Origin of the sequence: Aestuariivita sp. (assembly GCF_021404545.1) — a bacterium.
Lineage (GTDB): Bacteria > Pseudomonadota > Alphaproteobacteria > Rhodobacterales > Rhodobacteraceae > Aestuariivita.
Map to the genome: position 1 here is coordinate 1 of NZ_JAAWWD010000069.1, position 20,202 is coordinate 20,202.

The window sequence follows — 20,202 nt, forward strand, 5'->3', positions numbered from 1 at the left end:
CCTCCCCCCCCCCGGCGTAGCCCCCGTGCATGCACCATCCAGTCCTTGGATGCCTGCCCCCCCCTCACACCGCGAGCAGTTACAAGCTGTGCTGCCTCGCGCTTATACTCTCGACTGTAAACTCTTCTCGTCATTGCTGTTCTCCAATCCCATAAACACCCTATCTCGGTGTCCACGAAACCGGCAGCAGCTCAGCAGTTGCAACCGCGTTGATCGATTTTTTTGAAAACAGGCTGAGCGTTGAGTGAAACCGGCCCGGGCACCAGCAATCTTGCGTGTAACTTCGATATCTAGAATCTGGAAGGTGGATTGTCATGCTCAGGTTTGATTCCCTAATGGCCGCGTTGTTTTTTACCGTCTTTTCTGCCGGTCTGATTAACAATGCGCACGCTGAAGAGCGCGCTTTGCACCAGATACAAACGGACGACGTCGAAATTCCCGCCAACGGATATCTTGTCGAGGAGATCGGCGACCGCCTGTTCTGGTTTTCGGACGGTTTTCAGCAAAGTTTCTTCATGACAACAGGCGAAGGCGTCATCGTGGTCGATGCGCCCCCCTCCATGATCGACAAATATCTTGACGCCATCGCCCAGACAACGCGCGAGCCGATCACCCATGTCATCTACTCCCATGCTCATACCGACCATATCGGTGCTGCCGACCGCATGCCGCAAGACGCAATACGCATTGCGCATCAGCTCACCCATGAGTCGCTGGCCCGAGCAAATGATCCACGGCGTCCGTTGCCCACCCAGACCTTTGTTGACCGCATGGTGCTGACCATTGGCAACCAGGTTTTGGAACTCAGCTATGAAGGGCCAAACCATCTCTCGGGCAACGTCATCCTCTATGCACCCCGTCAGAAGGTCCTCTCGTTGATGGACTTTCTGTTTACCGGGTCATCTCCATTTCCCTATCTCGGGCATGCGGAAGACATTCCCGGCCTGATGCGCCACCACGACATTTTGCTCGGCTATGATTTTGATGTGTTCGTCAGTGGCCATATCGCCCGGGCGGCGACGCGCGCCGACATTGAGCTTCAGCGGCAATATCTGCACGACCTCCGCGACCACACGGACGCCGTTCTGGCCGAAACATCGGTCTTCGATACGTTCCAGCGGCTTGGCCCCGAGACGGCGATGATGTCCGCAATGTCGATGTGGCTCGACGAGATGGCTGAGGAGGTTTCGAACCGCATGCTCGAAACCTGGGCGGGGAGAATGCCGGGTATAGAAACGACCACCAGATACAATGCCGTCCCCATGATACAAAGCAGGCGCGTCGATTGAATGTCGAGGTCCAATGGACCTGTCGCGGTTTGATGCCGCTCCTTTGAGAGCGTTTACTGCAACAAAGGAGACTGACTATGGGACTGAAACGGACGGACGCATTCCGCAAGGATGCGGTGCGTAGTGCACTGACCAGCGGGCCTGCGCGCAAGCAGGTGGCTGGTGCGCCGTATCATCCGCAAACCCAAGGCAAGATCGAAAGATGGCACCAACTCTTGCAGAACCGCATCTTGCTGGAAAACTACTTCCTGCCTGGTGCCCTCGAAGCGCAGACCGCAGCCTTCATCGATCACGACAATCACCAGCGTTACCACGAGAGCCTGAACAACGTCACACCTGCCGACGTCTGCTTCGGCCGTGGTAAAGCCATTCTAAAAAGCAGGGAAAGGATCAACCCAAAAACGTTCAAAGCGCGATGCTTGCAGCACAGCAAACACGCCGCATAATCAAACCAGCCAGACCCTCAGTTAGCTTAGGACCCCACCTGTCCCAAAATTCCTGACAACGGACCGTCGCTCAATCTGCTTCAGCACAAACGCCATCTGCGCCTCTGTAAACTTGCCTTTCTTCATGGAACCCTGCGGGGCCCTAAATGGACACCTCCAGCCCCGATCGGTCCGGCTCTGCGGAACAAGGTTAAATTCAGGTGTCTTCCTCAGCTTCCCCCTGATCGGCGATCCAGGCGACGCTCACCACCTCTTCACCTTTGCCGGTATCGAACACCTTCACGCCGCCCGCACTGCGCGAGCGGAACGAGATCCCCTCGACCGGCACCCGGATCGATTGCCCCTTCGAGGTGGCGAGCATGATCTGATCGTCCATCTCCACCGGGAAGGAGGCCACCAGCGCACCGCCGCGCATCGCCTTGTCCATCGCCGCGACACCCATACCGCCACGCCCCCGCACGGGATAGTCATGCGATGAGCTGAGCTTGCCTGCGCCATTCGCCGTGATGGTCAGGATCAGGTTTTCGGCTGCCGACATCTCGGCATAGCGCTGCTGGGAGATCGTCGCGTTCGCGTCGGTTTCCTCTTCATCCGTTGTCTCGCCATCGTCCACCAGACCGGCCACCGCGCGGCGCATCTTGAGATACGCGGCGCGTTCATCGGCGGTGGCATCGAAATGCCGGATGATCGACATCGACACCACGCGGTTGCCATCGTTGAGCTTGATCCCCCGGACGCCCACGGAAGCGCGGGAGTTGAACACCCGTACATCCGTGGCCGGAAAGCGGATTGCGCGGCCCGAATTGGTCACCAGCATCACATCGTCATCGTTTGACGCGATCCGCGCATTGATCAGCGTGGTGTCGGCATGCTCATCCTCGAACTTCATCGCGATCTTGCCATTGGATTTCACATTGGTGAAATCGCTGAGCTTGTTGCGCCGCACGGTGCCGGCCGATGTGGCAAAGACCACTTGCAGATCGTCCCAGTCCTTTTCATCGCGATCCACCGGCATGATCGCGGCAATCGACACACCCGGCGGGATCGGCAGGATGTTCACGATCGCCTTACCCTTGGATGTGCGTCCGCCCAACGGCAAACGCCAGGTTTTCAGCTTATAGACCATCCCATCGGTGGTGAAGAAGAGAAGCTGCGTATGGGTGTTGGCCACGAAAAGCGTGGTGACCACATCCTCTTCCTTGGTGGCCATGCCCGACAGCCCTTTGCCGCCGCGTTTTTGCGCGCGAAAATCCGAGAGCGCCGTGCGTTTGATATAGCCGCCGGAGGTGACGGTGACGACCATATCCTCCCGCTCGATCAGGTCCTCGTCTTCCATGTCGCCGGACCAGTCGACAATCTCGGTGCGGCGCGGCACCGCGAACTGGTCGCGCACCTCGCGCAGCTCATCGGCGATGATGCCCATGATACGGTCGCGGCTTCCCAGGATTTCCAGGTATTCGGTGATCTTGCCGGCCAGCTCTTCGAGCTCGTCTGTGACCTCCTTGACGCCGATCTGGGTCAGGCGTTGCAGGCGCAGATCCAGGATCGCGCGGGCCTGCGTCTCGCTCAGGTTATAGGAGCCGTCCTCATTCGCGGTATGGGTCGGATCGTCGATCAACGCGATATAGGGCAGGATGTCCTGCGCGGGCCAACGCCGCGTCATCAGTTTTTGGCGCGCCTCGGCGGCATCCGCCGACTGGCGGATTGTGGTGACAACCTCGTCGATATTGCTGACCGCGACGGCCAGACCACACAGGATGTGGCTGCGTTCGCGGGCCTTGCGGAGCTCAAACGCGGTGCGCCGGGCCACCACTTCCTCGCGGAAGTCGATGAAGGAGGTCAGGAACCGACGCAGGGTGAGCTGCTCGGGCCGCCCGCCATTCAGCGCCAGCATATTGCAGCCGAAATAGGTCTGCATCGGGGTAAAGCGGAACAGCTGGTTCAGCACGACTTCGGCCGTGGCGTCGCGCTTGAGCTCAACCACCACGCGCACGCCGTCGCGATCCGACTGATCCTCGACATTTGAAATGCCCTCGATGCGCTTTTCACGCACGGCGTCGGCGATCTTTTCGATCATCGAGGCCTTGTTCACCTGATAGGGAATTTCATTCAGGATGATGGCATAGCGGTCCTTGCGCACCTCTTCGATGCGGGTCTTGGCGCGCACGATCACGCTGCCGCGCCCCTCAAGATAGGCTTTGCGCGCCCCCGACCGGCCCAGCATGATGCCGCCGGTGGGAAAATCGGGGCCGGGGACATACTCGATCAGCTTTTCGGAGCTGAGATCGGGATTGTCGATCAGCGCCAGCGTGGCATCCACGACCTCGCCCAGGTTATGGGGCGGGATGTTGGTCGCCATGCCGACCGCGATACCGCCCGCCCCGTTGACCAGCATATTGGGAAAGCGCGCGGGCAGCACCGTCGGCTCACGGTCTTTCCCGTCGTAATTGTCCTGAAAATCGACCGTGTCCTTGTCGATATCGGCCAGGATATAGGCGGCGGGCTTGTCCATCCGCACTTCAGTATAGCGCATCGCGGCGGGGTTATCGCCGTCCATCGAGCCGAAATTGCCTTGCCCATCCAAAAGCGGCAGCGACATCGAGAAATCCTGCGCCATCCGCACCAGCGCATCGTAAATCGCACCATCGCCATGCGGGTGGTACTTACCCATCACGTCTCCCACCGGCCGCGCCGATTTGCGATAGGATTTGTCATGCGTGTTGCCGGTTTCCGACATCGCATAGAGGATACGCCGATGCACCGGTTTCAGCCCGTCGCGCAGATCTGGGATCGCGCGGCTGACGATGACCGACATCGCATAATCCAGATAGGATGTGCGCATCTCATGCTCGATCGAGACGCTGGGCCCGTCATAGGCGGGGCGCTCGGGCGGCATTTGTTCTTCGTTCTCAGGGGGTTCCGGCGTATCGTTCACTTGTCGTGCCCAATCATTCAGCAGGGTCTATATTTTGTGTCCGTACTCTATCAGAACCCGCATATAAGGTGCAATGCCTGAGGCTGCCTGCGATTGGCAGCCACCCGCAGGATTTGCTAACACACTGTTTTTATTGAAATGTTCATGAATTGGAGGGATCATCGGTCTGAGCGAGCAAAAAAAGGGAAAAAGAGACATGCAAATGACCGAGACCGAAATGATGCTGAAGGGCTATGGGTTGACCACTGCGGAACTCTATTATCGCATGCCCGATTACACCCATGTGCTGAACACCTTCATCTGGCAGGATTACGATCTGGCGCCGGATCATCCCAAGCTGTTTGAGTTCATCGGGTTTTGGCAGGAAGAAATCGACGGACCGCTGCATTCGGTCCGCTTTGCCCATCGCAAGATGATCTCGCCGGGCGAATGGCAAAACTCGGTTGGGGAATTTCGGGTTCACTGACGGCGGGCCGACGCGGACCTGGCGGTATTGCTTGGTGGCAGGCCGATATGAAATGGCCCTTGCGGGCCATGCCTCCGGCGGGCGTATTTTGAGCAAGAAGAAGATGCGAGCGATGCGCAGTCAGAGCCTGCTGTCACCTGGCTTTGACGCCGTGCCTGCGCTGAGGAGCCTGGCGGACAGATGTACCTCCGGGCGACGGCTTCAAGCCGAACAGCTCGCTCCGCCCAGCACGCAGAATTTCGCGCAATGGGGGTGGTTGAGCTGCACGTCCCGCTCGGCTTGGGCCAGGGTCTCGCCCAGCTCGAATTGCGGATCATAGGGCAGGAGGGTGCAGGCCAGAACCGCCGGTTTTTCGGCCCCCTTGCGTTTGACCACCATGCGCGAGGAGGAACACATCACCGCATCGGGCGATTTGCCCAGAATACCCCAACACGCGGTCGTGATCTCGGGCACCTCGACGCTCATGTCCATCTCGGGGAAAATCACCGTCTCGCCGGGGTTACGCGCGTCGATCTCAAAGCCATGCCGGGCATAGAGGGCGGCAAACCCTGCACGGGCCTCGGCGTCGCTTTCGTCCCACATGCTGCGGCCCGCCACGGCCATGCGAATGCCATTGTCGCGCAGCCATTCCATGCCTTCAATCGTCTTGGCGAAACTGCCGACGCCGCGTTCGGCATCGTGATGGGCGGCGGTGTAGTGATCGACCGAAATCCGCAGCGTCAGCTTGTCGCCATAGGAGGCGTGCAACTCCAACAGCCCCTCGCGCATGGATTTGCGCATCATCGGGCGCATCGCGTTGGTCAGGATCAGCACCTCATACCCGCGCGCCAGCGCCGCACGTGTCATCCCGATCATCTGGGGGTTCATGAACGGCTCGCCGCCGGTGAAGCCGATCTCGCGCACGTTCCAGCGCCGCGCCTCAAGCTGGTCGAGATACGCCATGACCTCGGTCTCGGTGATATAGACCAGCGCGTCGTTGCTCGGGCTCGATTCGATATAGCAATTGATGCACTCGATGTTGCAGAGCGTACCGGTGTTGAACCACAAGGTCTCGGGCTTGGTCAGGCTGACACGGGCGCGCTCGTGCCCATCCGCCGTCACAAAGGGGTCGCGGAACTTGCCGATATTGGCGCGGGCGGTGTCTTTCATGGACCTGTCACATTCTTGCTGGCGTCTGGCGGGGCAAGACCCCCGGTCTTTGCCTTAAATCAGAGCGGGCAGGCGGGGAAAACCCGGCATCGCCGCTTTGACACAGTTGTGAAGCGCCGCCATCCTGATAGGCTGCGGCGCGAGCGGCCCCGGTCGCATCAGAAAGGCCCCGTCATGGTATCGCGCATCATCCCTGTGGATCCGTTCGATCTGGTCGTCTTTGGCGGCACCGGCGATCTGGCCCGGCGCAAGATTATCCCGGCGCTGTTCCGGCGGTACTGCGCGGGACAGATGCGGACAGGCTCTCACCTGATCGGGGTGGCCCGCTCCGCGCTTGAGACCGCCAGCTATCGCCAGCTTGTCGCCGAGGCGATTCGCGAGTTCAGCGGCGGGCGCGCCTGCGAGGACGGCACGCTGGAGCGGTTCTTGGAATTTGTCGAGTATATTCAGCTTGATGCGCAGGGCGAACAGGGTTGGCCGGCACTTGGTGAGCTGTTGCAGGGCGACCGTACCCGGGCGTTCTATATGTCCGTTGGGCCGTCGCTTTTTGGGGATATTGCCGGGCGGATCCGGGTCAACGGTCTGGTCAACGACGCCACGCGTATCGTTGTGGAAAAGCCCTTTGGCCACGATCTGGAGAGCGCGCGCGCGCTCAACGCCACGCTGGCCGAGCATTTCGGCGAAGCGCAGATTTACCGGATCGACCATTACTTGGGCAAGGAGACGGTGCAGAACCTGATGGCCGTCCGGTTCGGCAATGTGCTTTTTGAACCGTTGTGGAACTCGCAATATGTCGATCACATCCAGATCACAGTTGCTGAAACCGTAGGCATCGGCGGGCGGGGCGCGTATTACGATAGCGCAGGTGCGATGCGGGATATGATGCAGAACCATCTGATGCAGCTTTTGTGCCTGATCGCGATGGAGCCGCCGGCGCGGTTTGAGCCCGATGCGGTGCGCGATGAAAAGCTCAAGGTCATCCGCGCGCTCGACCCGGTGGAGCCGCATCACATCGTGCGGGGCCAGTTCGCGGCCGAGGGGGATACACCGGGCTATCGCGATGAAGTGGGCGCGCCGCGCTCGACCACAGAAAGCTATGTCGCGCTCAAGGCGCATGTGTCGAACTGGCGCTGGTCGGGCACGCCGTTCTATCTGCGGACGGGCAAACGATTGGTGGCGCGGTCTTCGGTGATCAATGTTGTCTTCAAGGACGCGCCGCATTCGATTTTCGGCGCCGAGGCAGGCCAGCATTCCAACATCCTGTCGATCCGGCTTCAGCCCAACGAAGGCATCACCATGCATGTGACAATCAAGGAGCCGGGCCCGGGCGGCATGCGGCTGATCGACGTACCGCTCGATATGTCCTTTGCCGAGGCTTTGGGACCGGACGGCCAAGATCCGCCCGATGCCTATGAGCGGCTGATCATGGATGTGATCCGTGGCAATCAGACCCTGTTCATGCGCGGCGATGAGGTCGAGGCGGCCTGGGCCTGGACCGATCCGATCATTGCAGGCTGGCAGGCGCGCGGCGAAGTGCCCAAACCCTATGACGCCTTCGGCAAGGGACCCGAGGATGCAGATCATCTGATGCGCCGCGACAAACGGGACTGGCGGGGGATCAAACCGTGACCTTTAAGGAATACCCCGATCGCGATCTTCTGGCCATTGATCTGGCCAATGCGCTTGCAGGCGAGCTGGAGAATTGCCTCCTTCGACACGAGCATGCGTCCTTCGCGGTGCCGGGCGGCACCTCGCCTGGGCCGGTTTTCGACGTGCTTTGTGCCGCCGATCTGGATTGGGGACGGGTCCATGTGATGCTGACCGATGAACGCTGGGTGCCTCAGGATCACGCCCGGTCCAACGCGCGCCTGATCCAGGACCGGCTGCTGACCGATCGTGCCGCGCGTGCCGTGTTTTTGCCGTTCTATGCTCCGGCTGAAGATCCCGAGGCGGTGCTGGCCGAAGTGACCGCGCCGCTGGTGCCGGAGCTGCCGCTCTCGGTGCTGTTGATGGGGATGGGGACGGATATGCATGTGGCCTCGCTTTTCCCCGGCGCACCGGGGATTGAGGCCGCACTGGCGCCGGACGCTCCGATCCTGGTGGCGCAGAGCCCGCCGACCCAGCCCGAGGCCCGTGTCAGCCTCAGCGCCCGCGTTCTGGACGGCGCGCTGTCAAAACACCTGCTGATTACCGGAGAGGAGAAGCGCGCCGCCCTTGAGCGGGCCATGGCATTGCCTCCGGAGGAAGCGCCGATTAACGCCGTTCTGTCAGAAACAACAATACATTGGGCCCCATAATTCATGTTCGACGACCTCCATGGCCACCACGCAAGGCTGAGCGAGACACGGATCACCGATCTTTTTGCCGCCGATCCCCGGCGCGCGCAGGTTTTTCGCGCCCAGGCCGGTGATGTACTCTTTGATTATTCCAAGACATGCCTGGACGCACCCGCCCGTGCCGCGCTGCTGGCGCTGTGCGACAGCGCGCGCCTTGCCGAGAAACGCGCGGCCATGTTCCGTGGCGACCGGCTGAACAGCACCGAGGGGCGCGCGGTTCTGCACACCGCGCTGCGCAACCTCGACGGCGGTCCGGTTGAGGTGGACGGTGCCGATGTGATGCCCGCCATCCTCGACACGCTGAGCGCGATGGAGGTGTTCTCGGACGCGGTGCGGGACGGGCGCCATGACGGTGCCGGGGGGGCCATCACCGATGTGGTCAATATCGGGATCGGTGGCTCGGATCTGGGTCCGGCCATGGCAACGGCGGCCCTTGCGCCTTATCACGACGGTCCGCGGTGCCATTTCGTCTCCAACGTCGATGGCGCGCATATCGCCGATACGCTGCGCCCCCTCGATCCGGCCCGGACGCTGATCATCGTGGCCTCCAAGACGTTCACCACCATCGAGACCATGACCAATGCCCGCACCGCGCGCGCCTGGATGCGCGACGGGGGCGGCGATCCGGTTCGGCAGATCGCGGCGGTGTCCACCGCGCCGGATAAAACGACCGCCTTCGGGATCCCGGACACCCAGGTCTTTGGCTTTGCCGACTGGGTCGGCGGGCGCTATTCGGTCTGGGGGCCGATCGGGCTGCCTGTGATGCTGGCGGTTGGCGGTGCCGCGTTCCGCGCGTTTCTGCGCGGGGCTCAGGCGATGGATGTGCATTTTCAGTCGGCGGGCTGGGCCGACAACCTGCCGGTCATGCTGGCTTTGCACGGCATCTGGCACCACCAGATCTGCGGCTATCCCACCCGTGCGGTGCTGCCCTATGATCAGCGGCTGAACCAGCTTCCGGCCTATCTCCAGCAGCTTGAGATGGAGAGCAACGGCAAAGGCGTCGCTGTTACGGGAGAGGCTCTCCCGCAGCCGGCAGGACCGGTGATCTGGGGGGCTGCCGGTACAAACGGTCAGCACGCCTTTTACCAACTGATCCATCAGGGCCAGCAGGTCATACCTTGCGAGTTCCTGCTGGCGGCGCAGGGGCATGAGGATGATCTTGCGCATCATCACCGCTTGCTGGTTGCCAATTGTCTCGCCCAATCCGAGGCGCTGATGCGGGGGCAGGACCTTGCCGCAGCGCGCGCCAAGATACAGGATCGCTATGATGACGCCGAGCTGGAACGCCAGGCGCGCCACCGTGTCTTTCCCGGCAACCGACCGTCTACGACGCTGATCTACCCGCAGCTTACCCCCTTCACGCTGGGTCAGATTATCGCCGCGTACGAACATCGGGTTTTCGTCGAAGGGGCGATCATGAATATCAACTCCTACGACCAATGGGGGGTTGAGTTGGGCAAGGAGCTGGCGACGGCCCTGGGCCCCATTGTCGATGGCGCGCAAGACGCGAAGACCAAGGATGGGTCCACCCGCGCCCTCGTCGATTATGTCCTCAAACACAGGAGCTGAGATATGCAAGGTGGGTGTTACTGCGGCGCGCTGCGCTATCAGGCCAAGGGCGCGCCGTTCATGGTCGCGCAATGCCATTGCCGCGAATGCCAGTACATTTCGGGCGGCGGGCCGAATTACTTCATGGTCATGCCGGGCGATGGGTTCAGCTTTACCAAGGGCGCCCCGGAACGATTTGCGCGCAGCGATCTCGACACACCGGTCACGCGCGAATTCTGTTCCACCTGCGGCACCCATATCCTGACCCGCCGCAGCGACACGCCGCATGTGATCCTCAAGGTCGGTACGCTGGACGATCCGGCGGCTAACTATCCGGGCCCGGCGTCGGCGATCTACACCAAGGATCAGCAACCCTTTCACGTCATCCCCGAAGGCCTGCCCTGTTTCGAAGGGCTTCCGCCAAGGCGCTAGCTCAGAGCGCCCGCATCCCAGCTGCCGAGCCTGACGGGAGTTTCATCTAAGACCCCCACCGCCGCAAAAGGCGGTCGCGCGCCTCTGCGCCACAGAGATGGCATTGAAGGTGCGGCATCCCCCGTTCCTGGCGTTAAGCCCCGCGTTCTTCTCGCCAAAAATACGAAGGGGGTTTGGGGGTGAAACCCCCAAGAAAACCAAAACCTCGCGCCAAAGGCGCCCATCCGGATCACGCTTCCGCCCGGGCGCCATCGATGTCGGCAAAGCGCGCGCGCAACGCCGCGGGGAGGGGATAGCGCCCCGATCCATCCGGCCATAACGTCACGATCACACAATCGAAACTGGCCCGCAGCCGCCCTGCGGCCCACAACTCCTGATGCATGCTGTAGGAGGTGGTCCGAAACGCGCGCACGCCCGCGGTGGTGACGTAATCCTCGCCCATCAGCATTTCTTCGACATAGCGCACCTCGCCGGATCGGATCACGATCCGCGGCATCGGGCCCTCTTGATAATGGGGCAGTCCGTAGAGATCCATATAAGCCACCCGCAACGTTTCGAACCAGGTCATGTATGCCTTGTTGTTGACATGGCGCAGCACGTCCAGCTCGGCGAAACGCACCTTGTCGGCCATGGCAAGCGGTTGCGGCGTCGCAAGGCCCAGGGCCCGTTGCTCATCCGCGCTCAGCGGGGTGTGATATCTGATCGTCATGGCCCTGGGGCTACGCCCCGGGACCGCTCACCGCAAGTCTCTTTGTGATCGTCGGATGCGCGCGCCGCCTGCCCAAAATAAGCAGGGGACGCAGCGTTCGGCTGCGTGCTCTTCGGTTGCATAGCGGCGTGTGATTTGGCAGCAAGACACAAATCATATTGGGAGGATTGCGTATGTTGGGCCAGATGATGACGGCGCCGCTTTTGATATCGTCGCTGATCGACCATGCCGCGAGATATCACGGCGGCACGTCGATTGTGTCGGTCAACACCACCGGCGGCATTGAACACACCACCTGGGCCGAGGTCGCCCGGAACGCCCGCCGCCTGGGCTCGGCGCTGACCAAACTGGGGCTGGAGCCCCAGGCGCGCTGCGCCACCATCGCCTGGAACAACCGGCGGCATCTGGAGATCTATTTCGGCACATCGGGCGCGGGCTTTGTCTGCCACACGATCAATCCGCGGCTTTTTCCAGAACAGCTTGTCTATATCATCAACCACGCCGAGGATCGCGTCCTGTTTATCGACGAGACATTCGTGCCGCTGGTGGCAGCGATCCGCGATCAGCTCCCCGCGCTCGACCATATCGTGATAATGGGGCCGCGCAGCGAGGCAGCGGTCGAAAAACTGCCCGGGATCACCTTCTATGACGAGCTGATCGCAGGCGGAGACCCGGATTTCGACTGGCCCAGCTTTGACGAAAACACCGCCTCCAGCCTGTGTTACACCTCGGGGACCACGGGCAACCCCAAAGGCGTGCTCTATTCACACCGCTCGACCCTGCTGCATTCCTTTGCGGGCAATACCGCCGATGCATTGGCGATCACCGCGCGCGACGTGGTGCTGCCGGTGGTGCCGATGTTCCATGTCAATGCCTGGGGCGTGCCCTATTGCGCGGCGATGGTGGGCGCACAGATGGTGATGCCGGGTCCGGGGCTCGATGGCGAAAGCCTGGTGGGGCTAATCGACACCTATGGCGTGACCCTCGCGCTGGGGGTGCCCACGATCTGGTTGGGCCTTTTGGGACACGCCAAGGCCGTCGGCAGCAGCCTGACCAGCCTCGAACGCACGGTCGTGGGGGGCTCGGCCTGTCCGCCATCCATGATCACCCAGTTCCGCGAGGAATACGGCGTGGACACGATCCACGCCTGGGGCATGTCTGAGATGAGCCCGCTTGGATCGGTCAACATGCCGCTGGCCAAGCACCGCGATCTGCCCATCGACCAACAGCACAGGCTGCGCGAAAATCAGGGGCGTCCCCCCTTTGGGGTGGAACTGAAGATCATTGATGAAGACGGCGCCGATCTGCCCTGGGACGGCGAAGCCCAGGGCGATCTTCTGGTGCGCGGTCATTGGGTGCTCGACAGCTATTTTCACATCTCGGATGAGGGTCTGCTTCAGGACGGCTGGTTCGCCACCGGCGATGTCGCGACCATCGATCCCGATGGCTATATGACCATCAAAGACCGGTCCAAGGACATCATCAAGTCGGGCGGGGAATGGATCAGTTCGGTTGAGTTGGAGAACATCGCCATTGCCCATCCCGCCTTGCAAGACGCCGCCGTTGTCGGGGTGGCGCATGCGAAATGGGACGAACGGCCGATCCTGATCGCGGTTCCGGTCGAAGGGCAAACCCCCTCCGAAGACGAGCTCTTGGCGTTTTTCGAGGGTAAGATCGCCACCTGGCAGGTCCCCGACAAGGTTGTCTTCAAGGACGTTCTGCCCCGTAACGCCACCGGCAAGGTGCTCAAACGCACCCTGCGCGAGGAGTTCGGGCAGGTTCTGACCGGTTAAGGAGACGCGACTACAAAACCCGTTGACATGCCTGATTGAAATAGTCAGGTATGGGGCAGCTACACCGCGCCGGGCGGTCAGCCATTCAACCACCGATGGAGGTTTTCATGACTGACCGCGCCCTGCGGACACGTGCGTCCCGTATGATCTGCCCAATCACCCAGCCGCAAGGCCGGGCCTCTCTTCTGTGCGATCGCGCATCGGGCACGGCCCTGTTGCACCGGCCCACATGGAGGAGGGGGCAATGAACCAGATGACGACAGTGATCCGCTCCGGCGAGGATGACGCCCCCAAACGCCCCCCCATCCACCGGGCCGAGGTCCTGACGGGCGGTGGCCAGACCGCGCGCATCTTGCTGGGCGATCAGGTCTATCAGCTGCGTATCACCAAACTGGGCAAGCTGATCTTAACAAAATAGGGCGTATTCAGGGTTAGGCGGGGCGCCATGTGGAGTCCGACCGCCTGACAGGAGCGCCGGATCATGCCCTTTACAACACGACCCGACATCACCGGCACGTTTGGTGTTGTTACTTCCACCCATTGGATTGCCAGCGCGGTCGGGATGCGGATACTGGAACGCGGCGGCAACGCATTCGACGCGGCGGTGGCCACCGGATTTGTTTTGCAGGTGGTCGAGCCGCATCTGAACGGCCCCGGCGGGGAATTTCCGGCGATTTTTCAAAAGCCTGGTCAGACGCCTCAGGTGCTCTGCGCGCAGGGCTGTGCCCCGGCGGGTGCCAGCATCGCGCATTACCGCGATCAGGGCCTGACCGAAGTGCCCGGTTCTGGCCTTTTGGCAACGGTGATTCCAGGGGCGTTCGACGGCTGGATGCTGATGCTGCGCGATCATGGCACCAAACGGCTGCGCGAGGTGTTGGAGCCTGCGCTTTACTATGCCCGGCACGGCCACACGATTCTGCCGCGCGTATCCGCCACGATCGAGGGGCTGGCGGAGTTCTTTCGCAGCGAATGGCCCGGATCGGCGCAGATCTGGCTGCCCGGCGACCAGGTGCCCAGGGCGGGTACGCTGTTTGCCAACCCGACCCTTGCCGACACCTGGGACAGGCTCCTGTCCGAGGCCGAGCGTGCCAAAAGCCGAACGGCCCAGATCAATGCCGCGCGCCGGATCTGGCGCGACGGGTTCGTGGCCGAAGCGGTGGACCGCTTTATGCGCGACACAAGCGCCATGGATGCCTCGGGCGGGCGCCACAAGGGCGTTCTCACCGGGCAGGATATGGCCGGGTGGCAGGCCGGGTATGAGGCGCCCGCGCGGTTCAATTATGAGGGGTGGGACATTTTCAAGACGGGTCCGTGGGGGCAGGGGCCTGTGCTTTTGCAATCTCTGTCGTTGCTGGGATATCACGACATCGCCGCGCGCGATCCCAACAGTGCCGATTTTGCCCATCTGGTGATCGAGGCGATGAAGCTCGCCTATGCCGACCGCGACGCGTATTACGGCGATGGCGCCGATGTTCCGCTGGATCTGTTGCTGGATCCGGCTCACACGGCGGCAAGGGCACGCATGGTGGGTCCTCGCGCCGCGCTGGAGCAGCGGCCCAGCCGGATCCCGGGGCTTGAGCATCTGGCCGACGCGGCCATTGCGCGGGCGGCGCCCCCGTCGGCCTCGGGCGGGATCGATGCGGGAGAGCCGACGCTGGCCGCCCTCGGAGACCGGCGCGGCGATACCGTGCATCTGGATGTGATCGACCGCTGGGGGAACATGGTTGCGGTGACGCCGTCGGGCGGGTGGCTGCAATCGAGCCCGGTGATCCCGGAACTGGGCTTTTGCCTGAACACGCGCGCACAGATGTTCTGGCTTGAGGAGGGGGCGTCGCAGTCGCTGGCCCCGGGCAAGCGGCCGCGTACGACTCTGTCGCCCAGTCTTGCCCAAGGGCCGGAGGGAGAGGCGTTGGTGTTCGGCTCGCCCGGCGGCGATCAGCAGGACCAGTGGCAGCTTATCTGGTTCCTGCGCATGGCCCATCATCGCATGGGACTGCAGGAGGCCATCGACTCCCCGCTCTTTCACACCAGCCATTTCACCAGTTCCTTTGCCCCGCGGCGTGCCGATCCCGGCGCTGTGATGATCGAGCCGGGCTTTGGCGCGGATGTGATCGCGGATCTCAGGACCATGGGCCACCGGGTCACCGTGGCCGAGCCGTGGACCGTGGGCCGTTTGACGGCGGCGCGCCGGACCCACGACGGGGTGCTGACTGCGGCGGCCACCCCGCGTCTGATGCAAGCCTATGCGGTCGGTCGTTAAGCGACGGGACTTGTAGCCGGGCGCGCTTTGCCGCCTTACTGGGTCCTCTCAAGGGAGGGCAGGATTATGATTACGCAGTATAACTGGAACACCTCGAACGGTTACAAGATCGCCATCGCGCTCGAAGAGCTGGGGCTGACCAACACCATTCACCCCGTTGATATCGGTGCGGACGAACAGTTCTCCGAAATGTTCACAGGCCTCACGCCCAATGCAAAAATCCCGGTGATCACCGATGCGCAGGGACCGGGTGGTCATCCGATCACAGTGTTTGAGAGTGCGGCGATCTTGATCTATCTTGCTGAAAAGACGGGCCGTTTATGGCCGACCGAGCCCAGGGCCCGTCAGGAAGCGCTGCAATGGATGTTCTGGCAGGCGGCCGGGCTGGGACCGAATTTCGGGCAGTTGCACCATTTCAACCGCGTGGCGCCGGCCGATCAGGACTATGCGCGCGCGCGGTTCACGACCGAAACGCGCAGGCTCTATCGGGTGCTTGACGCAAGGCTGGCCGATCGGGCCTGGGTGTTGGGCGCGCAGTACAGCATCGTCGATATCAACATCTGGCCCTGGGTGGCGCGACATGGCTGGCAAAAGATGGACCTGGCCGACGTCCCGCATGTGCAGCGGTGGTTCGACACGATTGCCGCGCGGCCTGCGGTCCGGTCCGCCCGCGCCGCGCTCGACACGGCCTGTCTCGCGCAAAAGATCTGATCCGCCCATTCGCGTTTCGCGGATCTTCGCCCATTGCGCCGATCAGGACCCGATCTGCTGGACAGCGGGGCCGCGCGCAACTGCGACAGAGAATCACCTCCGCCCCCCTGATGCCCTCAATGCGCCACTTTTCCCGTAAAAGCCGAGCAAATGAGGCAAAACTCGTCCAATAGAGCGACTTACGCGTGTCACATTTATGCCAAGCTGGCTTGCGGCAAACGCGTGTTCCTCACAGATATGATACAGGATTGGCGCAATAATGGCGACAATGATCCGCAAATTCCTTGGTTGTGACAGGAAACAGGCGGTTTTCGTGCAGTTATTAACCCAGCATCGGAAACACTTTGTTTTGCCACAAAGTCCTCTAAAAAACTGAGAACATGTTAAAGTGATCGTGGCGAAACTGTGTCGTGTTTCAGACGGGTTTGCCGGCCAGGGTCCGCAGGATGGAAGGCGGAGATTTGGCGTAGTGAGTGTCGGCAGATTGCTCTGCCGTTGTTTGTGGATAGGTCCGCCGTATCGCGCTGGTGTTCGCGATTTCCGATAGTTCGGCACGGCTGCTGACCATTGCTTTGGGGGGCAATGATGAAGGATTTTGCGCGCGAGCACGCGATTGCGTCTCGTTTTCCTGACGTAGGCGTACCGTCGTCGGTAGGCGTAGCGGGCCTGAGCGCCGTCGGGCTTGGTGCGGTTCCGTTTCGCCCTGCCTTACTGCCCGACCGCTACCAGGGGCGCTACCGGGGCTGGGGCAAACGCGTATTGGATGTGGCCATCGTCGTATTCAGCCTGCCGGTCACGCTCTTTGTCGTAGCTGTCTGTGCCATCGCCCTCTGGATCGAAGGAGGGCAACCCTTTTACACCCAAGATCGTCTGGGCCGGAACGGCAAACGGTTCAAGATCCTCAAACTGCGCACGATGGTGCGCGATGCCGATACACTCCTCGAAACCTGCCTGGCCGCTGACCCGCAGCTGCGGCAGGAATGGAACATCACCCAAAAACTCAAGCAAGATCCGCGTGTTACCCGGTTGGGAGCGGTTTTGCGCGCGACGTCTCTGGATGAGCTGCCCCAGCTTTGGAACGTATTGACTGGCGAGATGAGCCTGGTCGGACCGCGTCCCATGATGCCCGACCAATTGTCGATTTATGGCGATCCGCGTGCCTATTTCGCCTTGCGCCCCGGCGTCACCGGCGCCTGGCAGGTCAGCGCCCGCAACGAGCGTGGCTTTGAGACCCGCGCGCCGATTGATGCCGATTACCACACCTATGTCAGCCTGCGCGAGGATCTGTTGATCCTCTTGCGTACGATTGGCGTTGTTCTGCGCCGTACTGGCTACTGATAACCCGACCGAAACCCGATCCAGGACATGGTTGAACCAAAGGACCGATGCAGCGACCCACAAAACCCACGCACCCCGATCATCGCGATGATGATCCTACGCGTCAGGCGGATCCGCTGCACAGCACAAGAAAGGCTGAGAGAGCCATGAAAGACACATTTTCGCATCAGTCCGACGTTGAGTTCGATCAAGATCTTGCAGCGGACGAGGATTGGGTCGTGATCCGCCGTCGCAACTCCCCGATCGACATGTCTGATGTCCTCCCCGCCCAGGCGCCTCTTGACGACATTCAGATGGAAGAGCCCGCCCCAGATGTGGACGGGCAGGGCGATGTCGACCCCATGTCGGCAGAGGCCGCAATCGACGCGGACCGCATCTCTGAGCCTGTCGCGTCCGGCAGCCCCGATGAGGGCGATCTGGAGGACATGGCGCCCGCAGCCGATCCCGAACCCGTCCCGGTGGAGGCAAAGGGCTCGGTGGAGATGCCCGCGGATCACGCGCCTGAAAAGGCCGCTGAACCCGCCGAGGCGACACTCTCTCTGGGCGCACGCTATGCTCTTCCGGTCACGACGATCCCGCATCGCACCGGTGCCCATGTCTGGGCCGATCTGCCACGCATTTCGATTGGGGCCCAGGTCGAGGGCAAGCTGGCGCGCCGCGCCGTGCCGTCCCTGATCGAATACTTCCGTGCCGACCCGATTGCCAAGGGGTTCGACCTGCTCAGAACCCGCCTGGTGCGCACCATCCGGGCCTATGGCTGGCGCCGCATCGCCGTTGTCGCCCCCGGCACCCAGAGCGGCGCGACCTTTACCGCCGTCAATCTCGCGCTCAGCCTGTCTCGGGTGCCCGGCAGCCGCACGGTCCTGATGGACATGAACCAGCGCGCCCCCGGTGTGGCGGACGCATTGGGTGTGCGCAATCCCGGACGCCTGGACAGCTTTCTGAGCGCCGAAACCCCGTTGGAGGATTATCTGGTGCGCGTCGGCGACACGCTGGCCCTGGGACTGGCCGATGCGCCCTGCGACTATGCGGCGGAAATGCTGCACGATCCGCTGTCGGGTGAAGTGCTCGATGACATGATCGAGACATTGGACCCCGATCTGGTGATCTATGACATGCCGCCGATGCTGGCCTATGACGATCTGGCGGCCTTCCTGCCGCAGGTCGATGCGGTGTTGTTGGTGACCGACGGAACCCAGACCACGCCCGAGCATATATCGGCCTGCGAGCGTATCCTCGAAGGGCAGAGCCAGCTCTTGGGTGTGGTGCTGAACCGGGCGCGCGCCTCGGCTGATATGGATGGCGTCGCCTAAGTCCTGCCGATTATGCCGCACGGTTTTTTCTGATTTGTCATAGTTTCGCCCGTTTGTTTTACTACCCATCCCGAAACGCCATTTGATCAACACGTGGTTTCGGGCAGGCAAAACGCCGCAAAGGCTGTTAGGGTAAGGCGCATGGGGCCGATTTACTCATTGGAAGATGTCATCGACATGGTGCGGCGCCGCATCATGATCATTTTTGCGGTGACCGTTCTGGGCGCGTTGGCGGGTGTTTTTTTCGCGCTGTCGCAGCCGCATGCTTATGAAACCGCCGAAGTGATCCAGATCGAGCGGGCCAAGATCGCCGACGATCTGGCGCCGTCAACTGTCGAGGGATCCTCGGCGCGCCGGTTGCAGGCGGTCCAACAGCAGCTGACCACCCGGGGCGTGATGCTGGAGATCATCGACAAGCACCAGATCTTCGCCGATCTTCCGGGGCTGAGCGCGATGGAAAAGGCGCAGATGCTGCGTGAGGCGATCAGCATCGACGGGGTCGCCGCCGCCCGCGAAGGGTTTGCCGATGACGGTGAGATCTCGGCGCTGACCATTTCCGTGCGCCTGGCCACGGCCGAGCAGGCGCATATCGTGGCGCGGGAGCTGTCGGCCCGCACGATCGAGCTTTATGCCACCCGTCGGATCGACGAGGCGCGCACGACCCTGCAGTTCTTTACCGAACAGCAGGATCAGATCATTGCCCTGGTGCAGGCCCTTGAGGATGAGATCACCGGCTATCGCGCCAGCCATGAGTTGAGCGTCGCAGGCAGTCTGGAGTTCCAGCGCTCGCAGATGGCTGCCCTCAGTTCGGCGATTCTGGATATCGAGCGGGAACAGATCTCGGCGCAGCGCGCGTTGGACCAGGTCAATCGCGACGGTCAGCGCCAGGCCACGCGCGAGCGCGAATTGACCGCGCTGCGGACCCAGTTGGACAGTCTCGATGCGCAGCGCAGACTTTTGCAGTCGCGTCTGGAAAGGTTGTCGGCCAGCATCGAGACCTCGCCCGAGGTCGAGCGGCAGCTTGGAGCCTATGACCGCGAAATGGACCAGCTGCGCGAACAGCTTTCGGTGATCAACACCCGCCGGGCGGAGGCCGAGGTGGGCCTGCGTCTGGAGACCGAGCGCAAGGCCGAGCGGTTGACCGTTCTGGAGCCCGCGGCCCTGCCGCTCTATCCTGTGACGCCCAGCCGGAAGCGGACTGTGATCCTGGCAACGGCGGGATCGGCCCTGCTGGGGTTCGTGATCGCCTTTGTGATGGAGCTGCGCAACCCGGTGATCCGCACCGCCCAGCAGATGGAGCGGGAGGTGGGCATCGCGCCGGTCATCACGCTGCCCAACGTGACCGTTCACCGCCGCAAGCCCGGTCGCCTGACCCGCCTGATCGCCTGGTTCAATGGCCAGGTCCCGGTCGAGACGACAACGGACAAGCCACGCAAGTTGCAGCGCCACTCCTGAGCTCTCCCACCGGAGGCCGGGG

General features: G+C 62.0%; 16 protein-coding genes and 2 pseudogenes. 14 read left to right on the forward strand and 4 right to left on the reverse strand.

All coding sequences use genetic code 11. From position 1 onward, the window contains the following. A pseudogene (locus HEP69_RS22165) lies at window positions 1–134 on the reverse strand (IS3 family transposase); the annotation flags it as partial. A gap of 180 nt (window positions 135–314) precedes the next feature. On the opposite strand from HEP69_RS22165, the gene HEP69_RS22170 reads away from it, so the two are divergent. Both HEP69_RS22170 and HEP69_RS22175 read left to right on the forward strand, forming a co-directional pair. Then, on the forward strand, window positions 315–1,289 hold the full coding sequence (locus HEP69_RS22170) for an MBL fold metallo-hydrolase (RefSeq protein ID WP_290560696.1): 975 nt from the start codon (window positions 315–317) through the stop codon (window positions 1,287–1,289). Between the two features lie 155 nt (window positions 1,290–1,444). Beyond that, window positions 1,445–1,735 (forward strand): annotated as a pseudogene (locus HEP69_RS22175) (integrase core domain-containing protein); the annotation flags it as partial. A gap of 196 nt (window positions 1,736–1,931) precedes the next feature. Here the strand turns inward: HEP69_RS22175 and gyrA are convergent. Beyond that, on the reverse strand, window positions 1,932–4,670 hold the full coding sequence (gyrA, locus tag HEP69_RS22180; RefSeq protein ID WP_290560697.1) for a DNA gyrase subunit A: 2,739 nt from the start codon (window positions 4,668–4,670) through the stop codon (window positions 1,932–1,934). A 196-nt stretch (window positions 4,671–4,866) separates the two neighbouring features. Here gyrA and HEP69_RS22185 point away from each other — a divergent pair, with 196 nt between their 5' ends. Beyond that, entirely contained in the window at window positions 4,867–5,136 is a 270-nt protein-coding gene (locus tag HEP69_RS22185) for an usg protein (protein ID WP_290560698.1), read from the forward strand. 201 nt (window positions 5,137–5,337) lie between these two features. Here HEP69_RS22185 and HEP69_RS22190 read toward each other — a convergent pair whose 3' ends face one another. Further along, window positions 5,338–6,285 carry a radical SAM protein gene (locus HEP69_RS22190; protein ID WP_290560699.1) on the reverse strand — a complete coding sequence of 316 codons (948 nt, stop codon included), beginning with the start codon at window positions 6,283–6,285 and terminating at the stop codon, window positions 5,338–5,340. A 174-nt stretch (window positions 6,286–6,459) separates the two neighbouring features. On the opposite strand from HEP69_RS22190, the gene zwf reads away from it, so the two are divergent. Genes zwf through HEP69_RS22210 form a run of 4 tightly spaced genes read left to right on the forward strand, consistent with a single transcriptional unit; the run spans window position 6,460 to window position 10,601 of the window. After that, the gene (gene zwf, locus HEP69_RS22195) at window positions 6,460–7,914 is read left to right on the forward strand and encodes a glucose-6-phosphate dehydrogenase (protein WP_290560700.1); all 1,455 of its coding nucleotides are present in this window, start codon (window positions 6,460–6,462) and stop codon (window positions 7,912–7,914) included. Further along, complete coding sequence (gene pgl, locus HEP69_RS22200; protein WP_290560701.1) at window positions 7,911–8,582, forward strand: 6-phosphogluconolactonase; 672 nt, start codon at window positions 7,911–7,913, stop codon at window positions 8,580–8,582. The genes zwf and pgl overlap by 4 nt, the downstream gene beginning before the upstream one ends. Window positions 8,583–8,585: 3 nt before the next feature. Further along, window positions 8,586–10,190: a glucose-6-phosphate isomerase gene (pgi, locus tag HEP69_RS22205; protein ID WP_290560702.1), complete on the forward strand. Its 1,605-nt coding sequence runs from the start codon at window positions 8,586–8,588 to the stop codon at window positions 10,188–10,190. 3 nt (window positions 10,191–10,193) lie between these two features. Then, the gene (locus HEP69_RS22210) at window positions 10,194–10,601 is read left to right on the forward strand and encodes a GFA family protein (protein WP_290560703.1); all 408 of its coding nucleotides are present in this window, start codon (window positions 10,194–10,196) and stop codon (window positions 10,599–10,601) included. A gap of 229 nt (window positions 10,602–10,830) precedes the next feature. On the opposite strand, the gene HEP69_RS22215 is transcribed toward HEP69_RS22210, so the two are convergent. Next, window positions 10,831–11,310: a thioesterase family protein gene (locus HEP69_RS22215; protein WP_290560704.1), complete on the reverse strand. Its 480-nt coding sequence runs from the start codon at window positions 11,308–11,310 to the stop codon at window positions 10,831–10,833. A 173-nt stretch (window positions 11,311–11,483) separates the two neighbouring features. Here HEP69_RS22215 and HEP69_RS22220 point away from each other — a divergent pair, with 173 nt between their 5' ends. The 7 genes from HEP69_RS22220 (at window position 11,484) to HEP69_RS22250 (ending at window position 20,180) form a co-directional block, all read left to right on the forward strand. After that, window positions 11,484–13,103, forward strand: coding sequence for a long-chain-fatty-acid--CoA ligase (locus tag HEP69_RS22220; protein ID WP_290560705.1), 1,620 nt, complete (start codon window positions 11,484–11,486; stop codon window positions 13,101–13,103). Between the two features lie 244 nt (window positions 13,104–13,347). Next, window positions 13,348–13,521, forward strand: a complete 174-nt coding sequence (locus HEP69_RS22225; RefSeq protein ID WP_290560706.1) for a hemin uptake protein HemP — start codon at window positions 13,348–13,350, stop codon at window positions 13,519–13,521. 63 nt (window positions 13,522–13,584) lie between these two features. Further along, entirely contained in the window at window positions 13,585–15,363 is a 1,779-nt protein-coding gene (locus HEP69_RS22230) for a gamma-glutamyltransferase family protein (protein WP_290560707.1), read from the forward strand. Window positions 15,364–15,429: 66 nt separating this feature from the next. Beyond that, complete coding sequence (locus HEP69_RS22235) at window positions 15,430–16,074, forward strand: glutathione binding-like protein (RefSeq protein WP_290560708.1); 645 nt, start codon at window positions 15,430–15,432, stop codon at window positions 16,072–16,074. A gap of 585 nt (window positions 16,075–16,659) precedes the next feature. After that, the gene (locus tag HEP69_RS22240; RefSeq protein WP_290560709.1) at window positions 16,660–17,412 is read left to right on the forward strand and encodes a sugar transferase; all 753 of its coding nucleotides are present in this window, start codon (window positions 16,660–16,662) and stop codon (window positions 17,410–17,412) included. A gap of 146 nt (window positions 17,413–17,558) precedes the next feature. Beyond that, the gene (locus HEP69_RS22245; RefSeq protein ID WP_290560710.1) at window positions 17,559–18,725 is read left to right on the forward strand and encodes an exopolysaccharide biosynthesis protein; all 1,167 of its coding nucleotides are present in this window, start codon (window positions 17,559–17,561) and stop codon (window positions 18,723–18,725) included. Between the two features lie 141 nt (window positions 18,726–18,866). Continuing rightward, window positions 18,867–20,180, forward strand: a complete 1,314-nt coding sequence (locus HEP69_RS22250; protein ID WP_290560711.1) for a Wzz/FepE/Etk N-terminal domain-containing protein — start codon at window positions 18,867–18,869, stop codon at window positions 20,178–20,180. Window positions 20,181–20,202: the final 22 nt, after the last annotated feature.